This is a genomic window from Streptomyces albipurpureus (genome assembly GCF_023701525.1).
GTDB classification, from domain to species: domain Bacteria; phylum Actinomycetota; class Actinomycetes; order Streptomycetales; family Streptomycetaceae; genus Streptomyces; species Streptomyces albipurpureus.
Genome location: NZ_JAMQAW010000025.1, coordinates 258,974 through 271,745 on the forward strand (window position 1 = coordinate 258,974; position 12,772 = coordinate 271,745).

Sequence of the window (12,772 nt, forward strand, 5' to 3'; positions counted from 1 at the left end):
CGACGGTAGGGATCGACCATGTGGACGGCGTCCCAGCGCGGTAGGTGGTGCACCCTCCTCTGTGTACTGCTCCTCGGCCTCTTCCTCCTGCGCACCGGAGTCTCCCCGGGGCCCGGCCCGAACGGTGGCCCGCCACAGCCCGCTGCCGCCCACCAACGTGTGGTGTCCAAGCCATCCGCAGCGGGACCGCTCCCCCACTCGCCGCCACTGCGCATCTCGTTGCCCTCGATCCGGGTGGACGCTCCGCTGGCCCGGGTCGGTCTGGATCAGCATGGCTCGATCATCACGCCACCGCTGTCCCGTCCCGATCTGGCCGGGTGGTACACGGGGGCCGTCGCCCCCGGCGAACGGGGGACTTCCGTGGTCGTCGGTCATCTCGACAACACGGCCGGCCCCGCGGTCTTCTACCTGCTCGGAGCGCTGGCACCCGGCAGCCGGGTGGAGATCCTGCGAAAGGACGGCCGGACCGCCGTCTTCGAAACCTATGGAACGGAGACCCATCGGCAGCGGGACTTTCCCGCCGAGCGCGTCTACGCGGACGGGCCTCGGGCCGAACTGCGGCTGATCACCTGCGGTGGGCGGTACAGCGAGCGCGATGGGTACGAGGAGAACGTGGTGGTGTTCGCCCGACTCGTCGATGTGCGCTGATCCATCGGACAGCGGGCCGACGCATCGGCAGCGTCGCCACCGCAGGTCGCGAGCGTCTCCACGGCGCTTGTCAGTATCGGCCACTACCGTGATGGCGACCAGCCCTTTCGAGTGGCGGGCGCCTTCGACGGGCGACGGCACTCCCCCCATGGAGGAGACCCATGGCATCTCCCGATCCAACCGGCCGCCTACTGTCCACCGAAGAGGGCAGCGCCCTCGCCTTCACCCGTACGCTCCCCGGTTCCCAGGCCTCGATCTGGGCGGCGCTCACCGAGCCGGAGTTGACCGCGCGGTGGGTCGGCCCCTGGCGCGGTGAGGCGGGCCCCGGCCGCACTGTCGAGGTGCGGATGACGTCCGAGGAAGGAGCCCCCTGGTCCCAGCTGCGGATCGAGGCGTGCGAGCCGCCGCGCAGACTGGCCGTCGTGATCAGGGATGACGCGGGTGGCTGGCCGCTGGAGCTGCGGCTGTCCGAGGCCGACGGCCACACCACGGTGGAGTTGGTCCACCGGCTGACGGGGAATCCGGGTGAGGCGGGCATCGGTGAGATCGGTCCTGGTTGGGAGTTCTACCTGGACAGGTTCGTCGCGGCGCGGCAGGGTGCCGCGCTCCCGTCCTTCGGCTCCTACTACCCAGCGCAGAAGGCGTACTTCGACTCGCTGGCCGAACAAGGTGGCACCGACACTCACCACTAGTACCGACGGGCCCGGGACCAGCCTCCCCGGGCCCGCCAGCCGCCAGCTGGCCGAAACGTGCCCTGCCCTCCGATCCGGATCAGCCCGCTGCCCCGGGGTCGCAGGAAGGCGAAGTCGGCGTGGTGGTACCCACACGTCCCGATACGCGACAGGAACACCAGAGAACCGGTAGATTGGTCTACACCATTGCGCGTATGAGACGCACACAGAGACAGGGATCTTCGTGGAAGTTGTCATCGTTCCGGATTCCGCCGCCGGCGGCGAGCTCATCGCCGAGGCCATGGCCAACCTGCTGCGCCGCAAGCCTGACGCCCTGCTGGGCGTGGCGACCGGCTCGACGCCTCTGCCGATCTACGAAGCCTTCGCCGCCAAGGTGCGCGCCGCCGCGGTAGACGCGTCACAGGCCCGGATATGCCAGCTGGACGAGTATGTGGGCCTACCGTCCGGGCATCCGGAGTCCTATCGCTCGGTGGTGCTGCGTGAGGTCGTCGAGCCGCTGGGGCTCTCCGAATCCTCCTTCATCGGCCCCGACGGCACCGCGGACGACATAGCGGCCGCCTGCGAGGAGTACGACCAGGCGCTGGTCGCGGCGGGCGGGGTCGATCTACAGCTGCTCGGCATCGGCACCGACGGACATATCGGCTTCAATGAGCCGTGCTCCTCGCTCGCCTCCCGGACGCGCATCAAGACGCTCACCCAGCAGACCCGCAAGGACAACGCACGGTTCTTCGACAGCATCGACGATGTGCCGCACCACGTCATCACCCAGGGAATCGGCACGATCCTGGAGGCGCGCCACCTCGTTCTCCTCGCCACCGGCGAGGCGAAGGCCGATGCGGTCGCGCTGGCCGTCGAGGGCCCGCTCTCCGCTCTGGTGCCGGCGTCGGCGCTCCAGCTCCACCCGCACGCCACCGTGGTGGTAGACGAGGCCGCCGCCTCCCAGCTCAAGCTCGCCGACTACTTCCGCGCAACCTTCGCCGCCAAGCCTGAGTGGCAGGGCATCTAAGAGCGACTCGCACGGCCGGCCTTCGGGCCGGCCGTTTCCTTTTTGTCTCGCCCGACACATCTTGTGTCAGCCATTGCATCAATTTCGCTCCGGCCAGAACAGAATCCGCTCACAACGGCTCTTTTTCGACCGCCGAGTTGATACGGTGCGGTCGCTCAGCACTAGTCGCACGTTCAACTGACGTGCCTCAGTGCAGCCCCGGGGGATCTTTATGCACGATGGCAGGGCCCATGACATCCAACTGGTCGCTGCGAGCCTGGAGCGCGTCAGACGACGGGCCGCCCATGTGGTCAAGCTGTTCTACGCCCATCTGTTCCACCACCACCCCCATCTCAGGTCGCTGTTTCCGACCGCGATGGGCGATCAGTACGAGCGGCTGTTCGCCGCGCTGGTCCAGGTGGTGGGCCATCTCGACCACCCGGGCCTGGGCATTCACCTGGAGCGTCTCGGCAGGGACCACCGCAAGTTCGGGGTCGTCGACGCGGACTACGCGGCGGTGGGTGAGAGCCTGATCGCGGCGATCCGCCAGCACAGCCCCGCCAGCTGGGACGAGCGGACCGAGCTGGCCTGGCGACGGATGTACGCGGTCACGGCGGACGCCATGATGAGCGGCGCGCACCGTTCCGAGGCCGAGAATGAGCCGCCCTGCTGGGAGGCCACCGTTGTCTCCCATCGGCTCCACGGAAACCACACGGCCATCATCCGCGCGGAGGTTCGCTCTCCCTACCCCTGGCTGCCTGGTCAGTACGCCACGGTTCAGCATCGGGAGCTGCCGGGCGTCTGGCGGCCCTACTCACTGTCCGTGATCTCCGGATCGACCGCCCACCACCAGTTGCTCGAATTCCACGTGGGCCGCGTCAAGGGTGGTCTCCTCAGTACGCTGCTCTGCGATCACACGGTGCCCGGCCAGGTGCTTCGGCTGGGTGCCGCATCGGGTGCCGCTCTCGCCCCGCCGCCGGGCACCCCGACCGTCACCCTCATCGCCGCCGGGACGGGCTGGGGCCCGGTGAAATCCGTCCTCCACGAGTTACTCGACCGCAGGCCCGCCCCCCGGGTGCGGATCGACGCCGTGGCTCGCGGCGAGGCGCACTTCTATGACGGTGCGGCACTGGACGACCTCCTTCGTGATCACCCCTGTCTCAGCGCCTACTGGTGGTACCAGGAGCGCGGCGAGGGCGAGATGCGGGCGGCGGAACGGCTGCACACCCATCTCAGGGCCCGCAGGGACTGGCCCGACGAGAGCGTCTACCTCTGTGGTCCGGTGATGTTCGTCGAGGAGACCGCCCAGCTGCTGTTCGAGTGCGGACTGCCCGAAGGGTCTCTGATCCGTGATCCGCAGCCGCTGTCGATCCAGCCGCGAGAGCATGTCTCCCACGCCGAGGCCTTCCTCGATCCCGTACCGGTGAAGTGGATCGACCCACAGGCCCGCACCGGTCCACTCGATGGCGCGCGCGTCTCACCGAAGACGGGCGCTGCCCTCTCCCCGGCCGATCCAGCGGCCCACGGGGCCGGTGCGGTCCAGCCGGGACCGGGCCATCTGCGCACCCGCTCGGGATGATCTTCCCCGATCGCTGCGGTGCTGCCGGGCCGGACCCGCGGCGACCACCCCGCACCGCGGAAGGCGATGGTGGAACCGCCCTGGATCCCACCCCTGAGACTTCGCCCGGGCTCAGCCGCTCCAGGTCCAGTCGGCGACCTCGGGAAGGTCGATCCCATGCTGCCGGATCCAGGCCCGATGGCGGGAGCGGACGTCCGCCATCGCCTGCCGCAACACCACGGCACGCGCCCCGAGACCGGGGACCCGGTCCACCACGTCCATCACCAGGCGATACCGGTCCAGGTCATTGCGGACGACCATGTCGAAGGGGGTCGTCGTGGTGCCTTCCTCCTTGTAGCCGCGGACATGGAGGTTGGCATGGCCGTGGCGGCGGTAGGCGAGCCGGTGGATCAGCCAGGGATAGCCGTGGTAGGCGAAGATCACCGGCTTGTCCCGGGTGAACAGCGTGTCGTACTCGGCGTCCGTCATCCCGTGGGGGTGCTCACCGTTGGGCAGCAGTCTGGCCATGTCGACCACGTTGACCACCCGTACGGAGAGTTCGGGTGCGTGCTCACGCAGGAGTTGCGCCGCCGCGAGGATCTCCTGGGTGGGGACGTCCCCGGCGCAGGCGAGCACCACATCGGGCTCGCGGTCCGGCTGCTCCGTACTCGCCCAAGCCCAGGCACCCGCGCCCCTGGCGCAGTGCGCGCGTGCCTCATCGAGCGTGAGCCAGTCGAAGCAGGGCTGCTTCCCCGCGACGATCACATTGACGTAGTCACGGCTGCGCAGCACATGATCGGCCACGGAGAGCAGGGTGTTGGCGTCCGGTGGGAGGTAGACCCGCACGACCTCGGGGCTCTTGTTGAGGACATGGTCGACGAAGCCGGGGTCCTGGTGGGAGAAGCCGTTGTGGTCCTGGCGCCAGACATGTGAGGTCAGCAGGTAGTTCAGCGAGGCGACGGGGCGCCGCCAGGGCAGTCTGCGCGAGGTACGCAGCCACTTGATGTGCTGGTTGACCATCGAGTCGACGATGTGGGCGAAGGCTTCGTAGCAGGAGAAGAGACCGTGTCGACCGGTCAGCACATAGCCTTCGAGCCAGCCCTGGCAGAGGTGCTCCGAGAGGACTTCCATCACCCTGCCCTCACGGGACAGGTGCTCGTCGGTGGCGAGGGTGCGCTCCTGCCATGCCTTGCCGGTGACCTCATAGAGGGCATCGAGGCGGTTGGAGGCGGTCTCGTCCGGGCCGACGACCCTGAAGTCCCTCCGTGGCGCGGTCGCTTCCATCACCGCGGCCAGCAGATCACCCAGAACCCGAGTCGGCTCATGGACACTGCCACCGCGACGGGAAACTTCGACGGCGAACTCCTCAAGGGCGGGTAGCGGTAGCTCACGGAGCAGTACCCCGCCGTTGGCGTACGGCACCGCGCCGAGGCGTCGGCTGCCGCTCGGCACACAGGACAGCACCTGGGGGACGGGCTGTCCCGACCCGTCGAAGAGTTCTTCGGGGCGGTAGGAGCGCAGCCAGGCCTCCAACTCCTGGAGATGCTCCGGGTTGTCACGGACCTCCGCGAGCGGCACCTGGTGGGAGCGCCATGTCCCCTCGACCGGGAGGCCGTCCACCGTGCGAGGGCCGGTCCAGCCCTTGGGGGTGCGCAGTACCACCATGGGCCAGCGCGGTCGTTCCCGGGCGCCGTCGCGGCGCGCCGCGCGCTGGATGGACTCGATCCGGTCCAGTGCGGTGTCGAAGGCCATGGCCAGCGCACGGTGTACGGCGGCGGGCTCGTCGCCGGTCACCTGGATCGGCTCATAGCCGTAGCCGCGCAGCAGGTCGTCGAGTTCCGGCTCGGGGAGCCGGGCGAGCACCGCTGGGTTTGCGATCTTGTAGCCGTTGAGATGGAGGATGGGCAGTACGGCTCCGTCGTGCACCGGGTCGAGGAACTTGTTGGAGTGCCAGGAGGCGGCGAGCGGTCCGGTCTCGGCCTCCCCGTCGCCGATGACGCAGGCGACGAGCAGATGGGGGTGGTCGAAGGCCGCGCCGAAGGCGTGGGCGAGCGAGTAGCCCAGCTCACCCCCTTCGTGGATCGACCCGGGTGTCTCCGGCGCCACATGGCTCGGTACCCCACCGGGGAAGGAGAACTGCCGGAACAGCCGCTCCATCCCCGCACGGTCTCGGGTCACATCGGGGTAGGTCTCCGTGTAGCTGCCCTCCAGCCAGGAGCCCGCGAGCACCGCGGGTCCGCCGTGTCCTGGCCCCCAGACGCAGAGGGTTTCCACACCGCGGGTGGCGATGAGCCGATTGAGGTGGGTGTAGACGAGGTTCAGCCCGGGCGAGGTGCCCCAGTGGCCCAGCAGCCGGGGTTTGATGTGCTCGGGGCGCAGCGGCTCTTGCAGCAGCGGATTGGCCTGGAGGTAGATCTGCCCCACGGAGAGGTAGTTCGCGGCGCGCCAGTGGGCGTCGAGGGCGGCGAGTTCGGTTTCACCGAGCCGGTCGGGGAGGCCGGTGACGGTGGGGGCATCGGTCATGGTGTCGCCTTCTCTCTCCGGACCGGGTCTTCGCCTGGGGTGTCCCAAACCGCTGCCGCACCGGCACGGGCACCGCTCCGCCACGGTCCGATGGCGCACGGTCAGCGCGGGGAGCGCTGATCAGGCCCTGGGGGGATGAGCAGGCGGGGGAGCTGTGATCGGCCCGGCTAGTCCTCGCCGTACCAGAGGGTGGTGATGTTGCAGAACTCCCGGATGCCGTGGCTGGAGAGCTCCCTGCCGTAGCCGGACCGTTTGACGCCGCCGAAGGGAAGCGCGGGATGGGAGGCTGTCATCCCGTTGAAGAAGACACCGCCCGCCTCGATGTCCTGGGCGAGCCGGGCCATCTCCTCCTCGTCCCGCGTCCAGGCGTTGGAGCTGAGTCCGAACGGGGTGTTGTTGGCGAGGGCCACCGCCTCGTCGAGGTCGGCGACCCGGTAGACCGTGGCCACCGGCCCGAATGTCTCCTCCTGGTGGATACGCATGGTGGCGTCCACTCCGGTGAGCACCGTGGGTTCGTAGAACCAGCCGCGGTCCATCCCCGGGGGTCGCCTGCCACCGCACCGCGCGACGGCGCCGTGTGCCAGGGCGTCCTCGACCAGTTCTTCCAGATCCGCGCGCCCCTGTTCCATGGCGAGCGGCCCCACCTGTACGGACTCATCCAGCGGATCGCCGACGTTGAGCTTCCGCATCCCCGCGGTGAATCGCTCCAGGAAGGCGTCGTGGACGGCGGTGTGGACGATAAACCGCTTGGCGGCGATACAGGACTGACCGTTGTTCTGAACCCGGGCCTTGACGGCTGTGTCGGCCGCGCGGTCGACATCGGCCGATGACATCACCAGATAGGGGTCGCTGCCGCCGAGTTCAAGGACGGTCTTCTTCACCTCATCGCCCGCGATCGCGGCGACCGAGCGCCCGGCGGGTTCGCTGCCGGTCAGGGTGGCTGCCGCGATCCGACGGTCGCGCAGCACACCCTCCACCGCGCCCGAACCCACGAGCAGGGTCGAGAAGCTGCCTTCCGGCCAGCCCGCGCGCCGAAAGAGGTCATGGAGGTACAGCGCCGTCTGGGGAACGTTCGACGCGTGCTTGAGCAGCCCGGTGTTGCCCGCCATCAGCGCGGGGGCGGCAAAGCGCACGACCTGCCAGAGCGGAAAGTTCCAGGGCATGACGGCCAGCACCACGCCGAGTGGGCGGTAGCGCACGATCGCCCGGGCGGCGCCCGCGTCCTTGATGTCATCGGGTGAGGGATGCTCATCGGCGAGCAGTCGGGGCGCGTGGTGGGCGTACCAGCGCATCGCCTTGGCGCACTTGGCCGCTTCCGCGCGGGCCGCCGCGATCGGTTTGCCCATCTCGACGGTCATCGTGCGGGCGATGTGTTCCTGGTCCTCATCCAGCAGCGCGGCAGCACGGTTGAGCAGCCGGGCGCGGGTGTCGAAGTCGAGGGTTCGCTGCTCATCGACGGCCGCCCTGGCGAGGGCGATGCGCCTTTCGATCTCATCGGGGCCATGGGCCTCGAAGGTCTTGAGCGTCTCACCGGTGGCGGGGTTGACGGTCGCGATGGGCATGGGCTGTCTCCTGCTCGTGCGGCCGGTCCGGGTGCGGCCACGGGGGGCTGGGGCCTGGGTCGCTCAGCGATGTGCCGGTGCGTGGCTCTCCAGCCGCAACTGGACGTCCTTCTCCTGGTCGCCGGCCGCCATGCCCTCGTCCTTGACCTGGAACGCGGTGGCCAGGGTCTCCCGCATCCGGTCGACCGCCCAGTAGCCGCCCTGCAACTCAGCTACCACCGGGGAGCCCAGGGTGAGGGGCCCAGCGGGGGCCCTCGGTGCTCCGGTGACCTCAAAGGTCCCGGTCCAGACGGTCGTATGGCCCTCGGAGACATGCTCCGCGAGTTCATCGGCCGCGCGATCGGACGCGTAGGACTCGGCCAGTACGCGAAAGACCGTGTCGGCGTCTTCCTTGGCGCAGTCGCTGATCGTCACCGCGACCGGTGAGCCGGACTGTTCGGCGCTGTTCACCGTGGTGCCTCACTCTCCCTGAGGGGTGTCACTTCCAGGCTCACCCGACCTGGGGCGGGGTGCGAGTCGGAAAGCGCGTACGCCCGTGGTGCGGGTGATCAGCCGGTGGGCTCATCCGGCACGGGCTGTTCGGGGTGGACGGACCCGCTGCGTGGCTCGCCACGGCCGGCGCCGGCCTCGTCCGCTTCGGGAAGCCGCTGGTCACCGGGGTCGTCTGCGGATTCATCGGGTTCATCGGCGGACTCGTCGGACGACGGCGGCGGAGGGACGTCGAGATAGTCGCCGCCTTCCTGTACCTGCTGATCGGGCAGATCCCTCGGCACCGGCTGATCGGGGTGCTGTTCCTGTTCCTGGTCCCGGTCCTGGTCTTGGTCCTGGTCCCGGTCTTGCTGGCGGGTGTCGGCCATGGTGATGACTCCACATCGGCGAGGCTGTCCCGCGGTTGTCGCGGGCGGGTCGGACGGCGGATTCAGTGCACTGCGGCGCGCTGGGGAGGGCCGTAGGGTCCGTCGTAGCTGACGGAGCGGCGCTGGGTGGCGTTCACCCCGCCCCAGACGCCGCTGCGCTGGCCGGTGCTCTTCGCCCAGTCGTAGCAAGCGTCCGCCACCGGGCAGCGCTCACACACCTGCCGCGCGCGGTCCACCTGCTCGGCGTCGGGTCCCACCGCGCTGATCGGGAAGAAGAGCTCTGGGTCCTCGCTCACGCACGCGGCGTCGCGCTGCCATTCCATGGTCTGGACGCCTTCTGGCACAGCCGCTCGAAAGCGCGGTGGCTGACGCATGCGATCAGTCCTCGCCTCGGACGACGTTGCCCTCGCGCCCGGGGTCGGGGGCGCTTCTCCGCGGGTCGTCCGGCTGCCGCTCGGCGAGGGCTGGGACCCAGGTGCGTATCCGCTCCCGCCGCGGCGTCGCTCGTTCCATCGACAGATGCAAGGGATGAACCCTGCCGGTTGTCATCGGTCCTCCTGGGGGCTTGAGTCGATCGCCGGCACTCACCGACGCCTCGGGTACCCGTCTGCCCCAGGAGTAACGAAGAACGCCGAAATCCCCGAATCAGCCACCGATGCGGAGAACCGCCGCCGATCACGGCACGGCACCACCGGCCCTGGAGAGCCTTCAGGCGGTTGAGGGCTGATCGGGCGAGTGCGGTCCTTGTCCGCGCACCCACACGACGAGGATCATCGAGACCACTGCCGCGAGCGCACACCAGGTGGAGACGAACTCGGTGCGCCAGAGCACTGCGCACACCGCCGCGCCCACCCCGGTCAAGGCTCCCAGCACTCGTAGGGTCGGATCGCCGCTGAGCAACAGCGCGCCCACCGTCGCCAGCAGATACCCGGCGATGATCAGCTGTGGTTGGGGAAGGTCCAGCAGATAACCGACCTGGTGCCCCCGGATTTCCGCCACGACCGTCCGGGTGGCCAGGCAGTACGTCAGCACGGCCGTGGTGAGAAGTCCCGCCGCGAGGGGGATGGTGAGGCGTTTTCGGGCTGCGGCCGGCGCCACGAGAAGTACCCCGAGCGGCACCCACCAAGCCAACAGCGGTAGGGCGATCACCGCCCAGATGAGGGTCGCCCATCCCGTGCCGCCGCCGTGGCGCCAGATGAGGGACTCCACGATCTGATGCGCGCCCAGCAGGAGCGGTAGCGCGGCGAGTGGCAACTGACGGACCGTGTGCACCTGGCTGACGCAGTACACCCCGGTCGCACCCACGGCGGCACCGGCGACAAGATCCGCCGTGGCGCTCCAGCACATGGCGCACACCCCAGGGCCGTAGTGGACGGAACGAAGACGGCCGCATCCCGAGCGGGCGCTTCCCGCGCCTGGTCCGGCCGACCCTGACATCGGCCGCCGCCCCATCTGACCACGCGCGGGCCGCACCCTCGCCGGACCTCACGCCGGCGCGTCGAAATCCAGATCCGCCACGACCGCGGTGTGGTCCGACGGCCACACCCCGCCGACGGGGCCGTCACCCGCGCGCCGCACCGAGCGGACCGTGCCAGGCCCCTGTCCAAGATGGATGTAGTCGCAGCGCAGATCGAGTGCGAAGGAGCGCGGGACGTACGGGTTTGACGCAAGCCAGGTGGCCGCGGGGGCTGAGGGGTCGGCGAACTCCCAGGTGTCCACGAGTACCTGCCCGGGGACGACCGGGGCCGTGCGGTAGCCGCCGAGGAGTCGCATCTCATCGGAGTCGGGCCAGGCGTTGTGATCACCCGTGACCACGGGCGGGAGGGGGCCCTCCCCCCGCTGGGCGGCGACGAACCGGGCGAGGGCGGCGACCTGCCCGCAGCGGGTCGCCGACTCGCCGAGGCCCGGGTTCAGATGGGTGGTGAAGAAGGGGAGCCGATGCTCGGGCCCGTCGAGCAGGGTGTGCAGTACCAGCCGCCCATCGTCCCGGCCGCCCTCGGCGGGTAGCCGCAGTACCGCCCGATCGACGATGGGCCAGCGGCTGAGAACCGCGTTACCGACCTCGGCCGTGGTCTCACCGGCCTGTCCGCGCCAGCGGTCCGGGGTGTCGGACGCGGCCCAGGTCCAACGCATTCCGAGGCGGTCGGCAAGCCAGCCGGCGAGGTTGTCGTCACCATCCGCCCAGACCTCCTGGAGGCCCACCACATCCGGCCTCAGTTCGGCGAGGACGGCGAGGATCGCCTCCCGCCGCTGCCGCCAAGGCCCAAACCGCCACCACACGTTCCAGGTCACCACACGCATCAGCGCCCCGCCCTCCCTCGGTGCGCCCATCCTGGCCGAGCCGGGCCGGTGAGTAGCCGCAGTTGCGCGACTTCCCTGGCGCGTCCTCCGGGCGCTGGGGGGTACCACCGTGGCCGGTCCTCTTCAGTGGCGGAACGGGGCACCGTCCCCGGCTGCTAGACCAGCCGGCGATTGGCCAGCACGGGCACCGCCTTGCGCACGGTGGTCACCTCGGCGAGGTCAAGATCGGCCACCAGCAGCCCCGGCGCCGATTCCAGCCGCTCCCGTACCGTCCCATCCGGCCCGATCACCGCGCTGTACCCGATCCCCGCGGGAGTCTTCGCGGGCGTCTCCCGTCCCGAGGCGACCGGGTCGGCCTGGTCCACGGCGGCGACCCAGAGGGTGGCGTCCAGCGCTCGGGCCCGGATGAGCAACTCCCACTGGTCGCGCTTGCCAGGACCGGCTCCCCAGGACGCCGGCAGCAGGCTGAGGGCGGCCCCGGCATCGGCATGGGCCCGGAACAGTTCGGGAAACCGGACGTCGTAACAGGTGGCAAGGCCCACGGTGACGTCGTCAACCTCGATGGTGACCACTTTCGATCCGGCGGCGACAGTGGCCGACTCGGTGAAACCGAAGGCGTCAAAGAGGTGGATCTTGTCATAGGAGGCTTCCACACCGGGGCCGGTGGCCAGCAGTGTGTTGGCCACTCTGCCGTCCGGCGCGGGGGTGAACATCCCGGCGACCACGACCAGTCCGGTCTCTTGGGCGATCCCTCGCACCTGGTCCGCCCATGGGCCGTCCAGCGGCTGGGCCAACGGGGCGAGTCGGGTGCCGAAGCACGCCATCGTGGCCTCGGGGAAGGCGATGAGCTGTGCACCGGATTCGGCCGCACGCTGCGCCTGCTCCCGTACGACGAGGAGATTGTGCTCGGGGTCGGGGCCGGTGGTGATCTGGCTCAGGGCGATACGCATGGACGTCCTTGGAGTGAGGAGGCGGACCGGGTGCCATCGGCGCAGTGCACCGTACTCCCCGCACCCACTGTCACCGTCACAGGGACGTGGTATCGCCGCGATGGGCCGGGAACCGAGCCCAGCCGGGCTGCCGCGGAACCGCTCTCAGGACGGAGGCTCATGCAGTCCGAAGGGCGAGCCCTGATCGTCATGGCAGAAGGTGAACCGGCCAAAACGAGCAACCGTCGCCTCGTCCTCACCCAGGTCGAAGTCATCGACCGTTCCGCCGAGTGCCATGACCCGCTCCCGTGCGGCGCTCATGTCGGAGACCCGGAAGAACAGATAGGGAGCCGCGGCGGAATCCCCGCTGTGCACCCCACCGGGAACGGTCGGCGTCTCGATCGCGTACCCGCCCTCACCACCTGGTCCGGGCCGAAAGGTCCAGCCGAACAACTCGCCGTAGAAGGCGCGGGCCCGCTCCGCATCGGCCACGCCCAGTTCGAAGAAGGAAATCTCACCAGTCACAGCGGGGGCCGCCTTCCATCAGATGGCAGTCCCCTCACCGTACGGCTGACACCCCGGGGTCGCACCCGGCGGACCCCAATCTTCCGCTACCGACCTGGTCAAGGGCTCGTACCGCAGCGCCGGCCGAGAGGAAGCCGGTGTACGCCCCAACGGAGTAGTCCATAGGACGAAAAGGATCAAGTCCTCACAGAG

Annotated in this window: 14 protein-coding genes; 4 read left to right on the forward strand and 10 right to left on the reverse strand. The window is 69.5% G+C overall.

Annotated features, from left to right (window positions below; translation table 11 throughout):
- Positions 1–18 precede the first annotated feature (18 nt).
- From NBG84_RS20645 to NBG84_RS20660, 4 genes are all read left to right on the forward strand, one after another.
- On the forward strand, positions 19–648 hold the full coding sequence (locus NBG84_RS20645; protein ID WP_250921011.1) for a class F sortase: 630 nt from the start codon (positions 19–21) through the stop codon (positions 646–648).
- Between the two features lie 161 nt (positions 649–809).
- Positions 810–1,340, forward strand: coding sequence for an SRPBCC family protein (locus NBG84_RS20650; protein ID WP_250921012.1), 531 nt, complete (start codon positions 810–812; stop codon positions 1,338–1,340).
- 223 nt (positions 1,341–1,563) lie between these two features.
- On the forward strand, positions 1,564–2,346 hold the full coding sequence (nagB, locus tag NBG84_RS20655; RefSeq protein WP_250921013.1) for a glucosamine-6-phosphate deaminase: 783 nt from the start codon (positions 1,564–1,566) through the stop codon (positions 2,344–2,346).
- Positions 2,347–2,557: 211 nt separating this feature from the next.
- Positions 2,558–3,904 (forward strand): globin domain-containing protein, encoded by a 1,347-nt coding sequence (locus NBG84_RS20660; RefSeq protein WP_250921014.1) that lies wholly within the window; start codon positions 2,558–2,560, stop codon positions 3,902–3,904.
- A 111-nt stretch (positions 3,905–4,015) separates the two neighbouring features.
- Here the strand turns inward: NBG84_RS20660 and NBG84_RS20665 are convergent, their stop codons facing one another.
- From NBG84_RS20665 to NBG84_RS20710, 10 genes are all read right to left on the reverse strand, one after another.
- Positions 4,016–6,406: a phosphoketolase family protein gene (locus NBG84_RS20665; protein WP_250921015.1), complete on the reverse strand. Its 2,391-nt coding sequence runs from the start codon at positions 6,404–6,406 to the stop codon at positions 4,016–4,018.
- A gap of 167 nt (positions 6,407–6,573) precedes the next feature.
- On the reverse strand, positions 6,574–7,968 hold the full coding sequence (locus NBG84_RS20670) for an NADP-dependent succinic semialdehyde dehydrogenase (protein ID WP_250921016.1): 1,395 nt from the start codon (positions 7,966–7,968) through the stop codon (positions 6,574–6,576).
- Between the two features lie 63 nt (positions 7,969–8,031).
- Entirely contained in the window at positions 8,032–8,418 is a 387-nt protein-coding gene (locus NBG84_RS20675) for a hypothetical protein (protein ID WP_250921017.1), read from the reverse strand.
- A 98-nt stretch (positions 8,419–8,516) separates the two neighbouring features.
- Complete coding sequence (locus NBG84_RS20680) at positions 8,517–8,825, reverse strand: hypothetical protein (RefSeq protein WP_250921018.1); 309 nt, start codon at positions 8,823–8,825, stop codon at positions 8,517–8,519.
- 62 nt (positions 8,826–8,887) lie between these two features.
- Complete coding sequence (locus tag NBG84_RS20685) at positions 8,888–9,148, reverse strand: WhiB family transcriptional regulator (protein WP_250921102.1); 261 nt, start codon at positions 9,146–9,148, stop codon at positions 8,888–8,890.
- Between the two features lie 55 nt (positions 9,149–9,203).
- Positions 9,204–9,374 carry a hypothetical protein gene (locus NBG84_RS20690; RefSeq protein WP_250921019.1) on the reverse strand — a complete coding sequence of 57 codons (171 nt, stop codon included), beginning with the start codon at positions 9,372–9,374 and terminating at the stop codon, positions 9,204–9,206.
- Between the two features lie 159 nt (positions 9,375–9,533).
- Positions 9,534–10,172: a DUF6629 family protein gene (locus NBG84_RS20695; protein WP_250921020.1), complete on the reverse strand. Its 639-nt coding sequence runs from the start codon at positions 10,170–10,172 to the stop codon at positions 9,534–9,536.
- Between the two features lie 138 nt (positions 10,173–10,310).
- On the reverse strand, positions 10,311–11,126 hold the full coding sequence (locus tag NBG84_RS20700; RefSeq protein WP_250921021.1) for an endonuclease/exonuclease/phosphatase family protein: 816 nt from the start codon (positions 11,124–11,126) through the stop codon (positions 10,311–10,313).
- A gap of 155 nt (positions 11,127–11,281) precedes the next feature.
- Positions 11,282–12,076: a carbon-nitrogen hydrolase family protein gene (locus NBG84_RS20705; RefSeq protein WP_250921022.1), complete on the reverse strand. Its 795-nt coding sequence runs from the start codon at positions 12,074–12,076 to the stop codon at positions 11,282–11,284.
- A gap of 144 nt (positions 12,077–12,220) precedes the next feature.
- The gene (locus tag NBG84_RS20710) at positions 12,221–12,580 is read right to left on the reverse strand and encodes a VOC family protein (protein WP_250921023.1); all 360 of its coding nucleotides are present in this window, start codon (positions 12,578–12,580) and stop codon (positions 12,221–12,223) included.
- Between the last annotated feature and the right edge of the window lie 192 nt (positions 12,581–12,772).

Excerpts from the sequence above, each read along its gene's own strand:
- NBG84_RS20645 (WP_250921011.1), top strand. The coding sequence starts at position 19 with ATGTGGACGGCGTCCCAGCGCGGTAGGTGGTGCACCCTCCTCTGTGTA.
- NBG84_RS20650 (WP_250921012.1), top strand. The coding sequence starts at position 810 with ATGGCATCTCCCGATCCAACCGGCCGCCTACTGTCCACCGAAGAGGGC.
- NBG84_RS20660 (WP_250921014.1), top strand. The coding sequence starts at position 2,558 with ATGCACGATGGCAGGGCCCATGACATCCAACTGGTCGCTGCGAGCCTG.
- NBG84_RS20665 (WP_250921015.1), bottom strand. The coding sequence starts at position 6,406 with ATGACCGATGCCCCCACCGTCACCGGCCTCCCCGACCGGCTCGGTGAA.
- NBG84_RS20670 (WP_250921016.1), bottom strand. The coding sequence starts at position 7,968 with ATGCCCATCGCGACCGTCAACCCCGCCACCGGTGAGACGCTCAAGACC.
- NBG84_RS20680 (WP_250921018.1), bottom strand. The coding sequence starts at position 8,825 with ATGGCCGACACCCGCCAGCAAGACCGGGACCAGGACCAAGACCAGGAC.
- NBG84_RS20685 (WP_250921102.1), bottom strand. The coding sequence starts at position 9,148 with ATGGAATGGCAGCGCGACGCCGCGTGCGTGAGCGAGGACCCAGAGCTC.
- NBG84_RS20690 (WP_250921019.1), bottom strand. The coding sequence starts at position 9,374 with ATGACAACCGGCAGGGTTCATCCCTTGCATCTGTCGATGGAACGAGCG.
- NBG84_RS20695 (WP_250921020.1), bottom strand. The coding sequence starts at position 10,172 with ATGTGCTGGAGCGCCACGGCGGATCTTGTCGCCGGTGCCGCCGTGGGT.
- NBG84_RS20700 (WP_250921021.1), bottom strand. The coding sequence starts at position 11,126 with ATGCGTGTGGTGACCTGGAACGTGTGGTGGCGGTTTGGGCCTTGGCGG.
- NBG84_RS20705 (WP_250921022.1), bottom strand. The coding sequence starts at position 12,076 with ATGCGTATCGCCCTGAGCCAGATCACCACCGGCCCCGACCCCGAGCAC.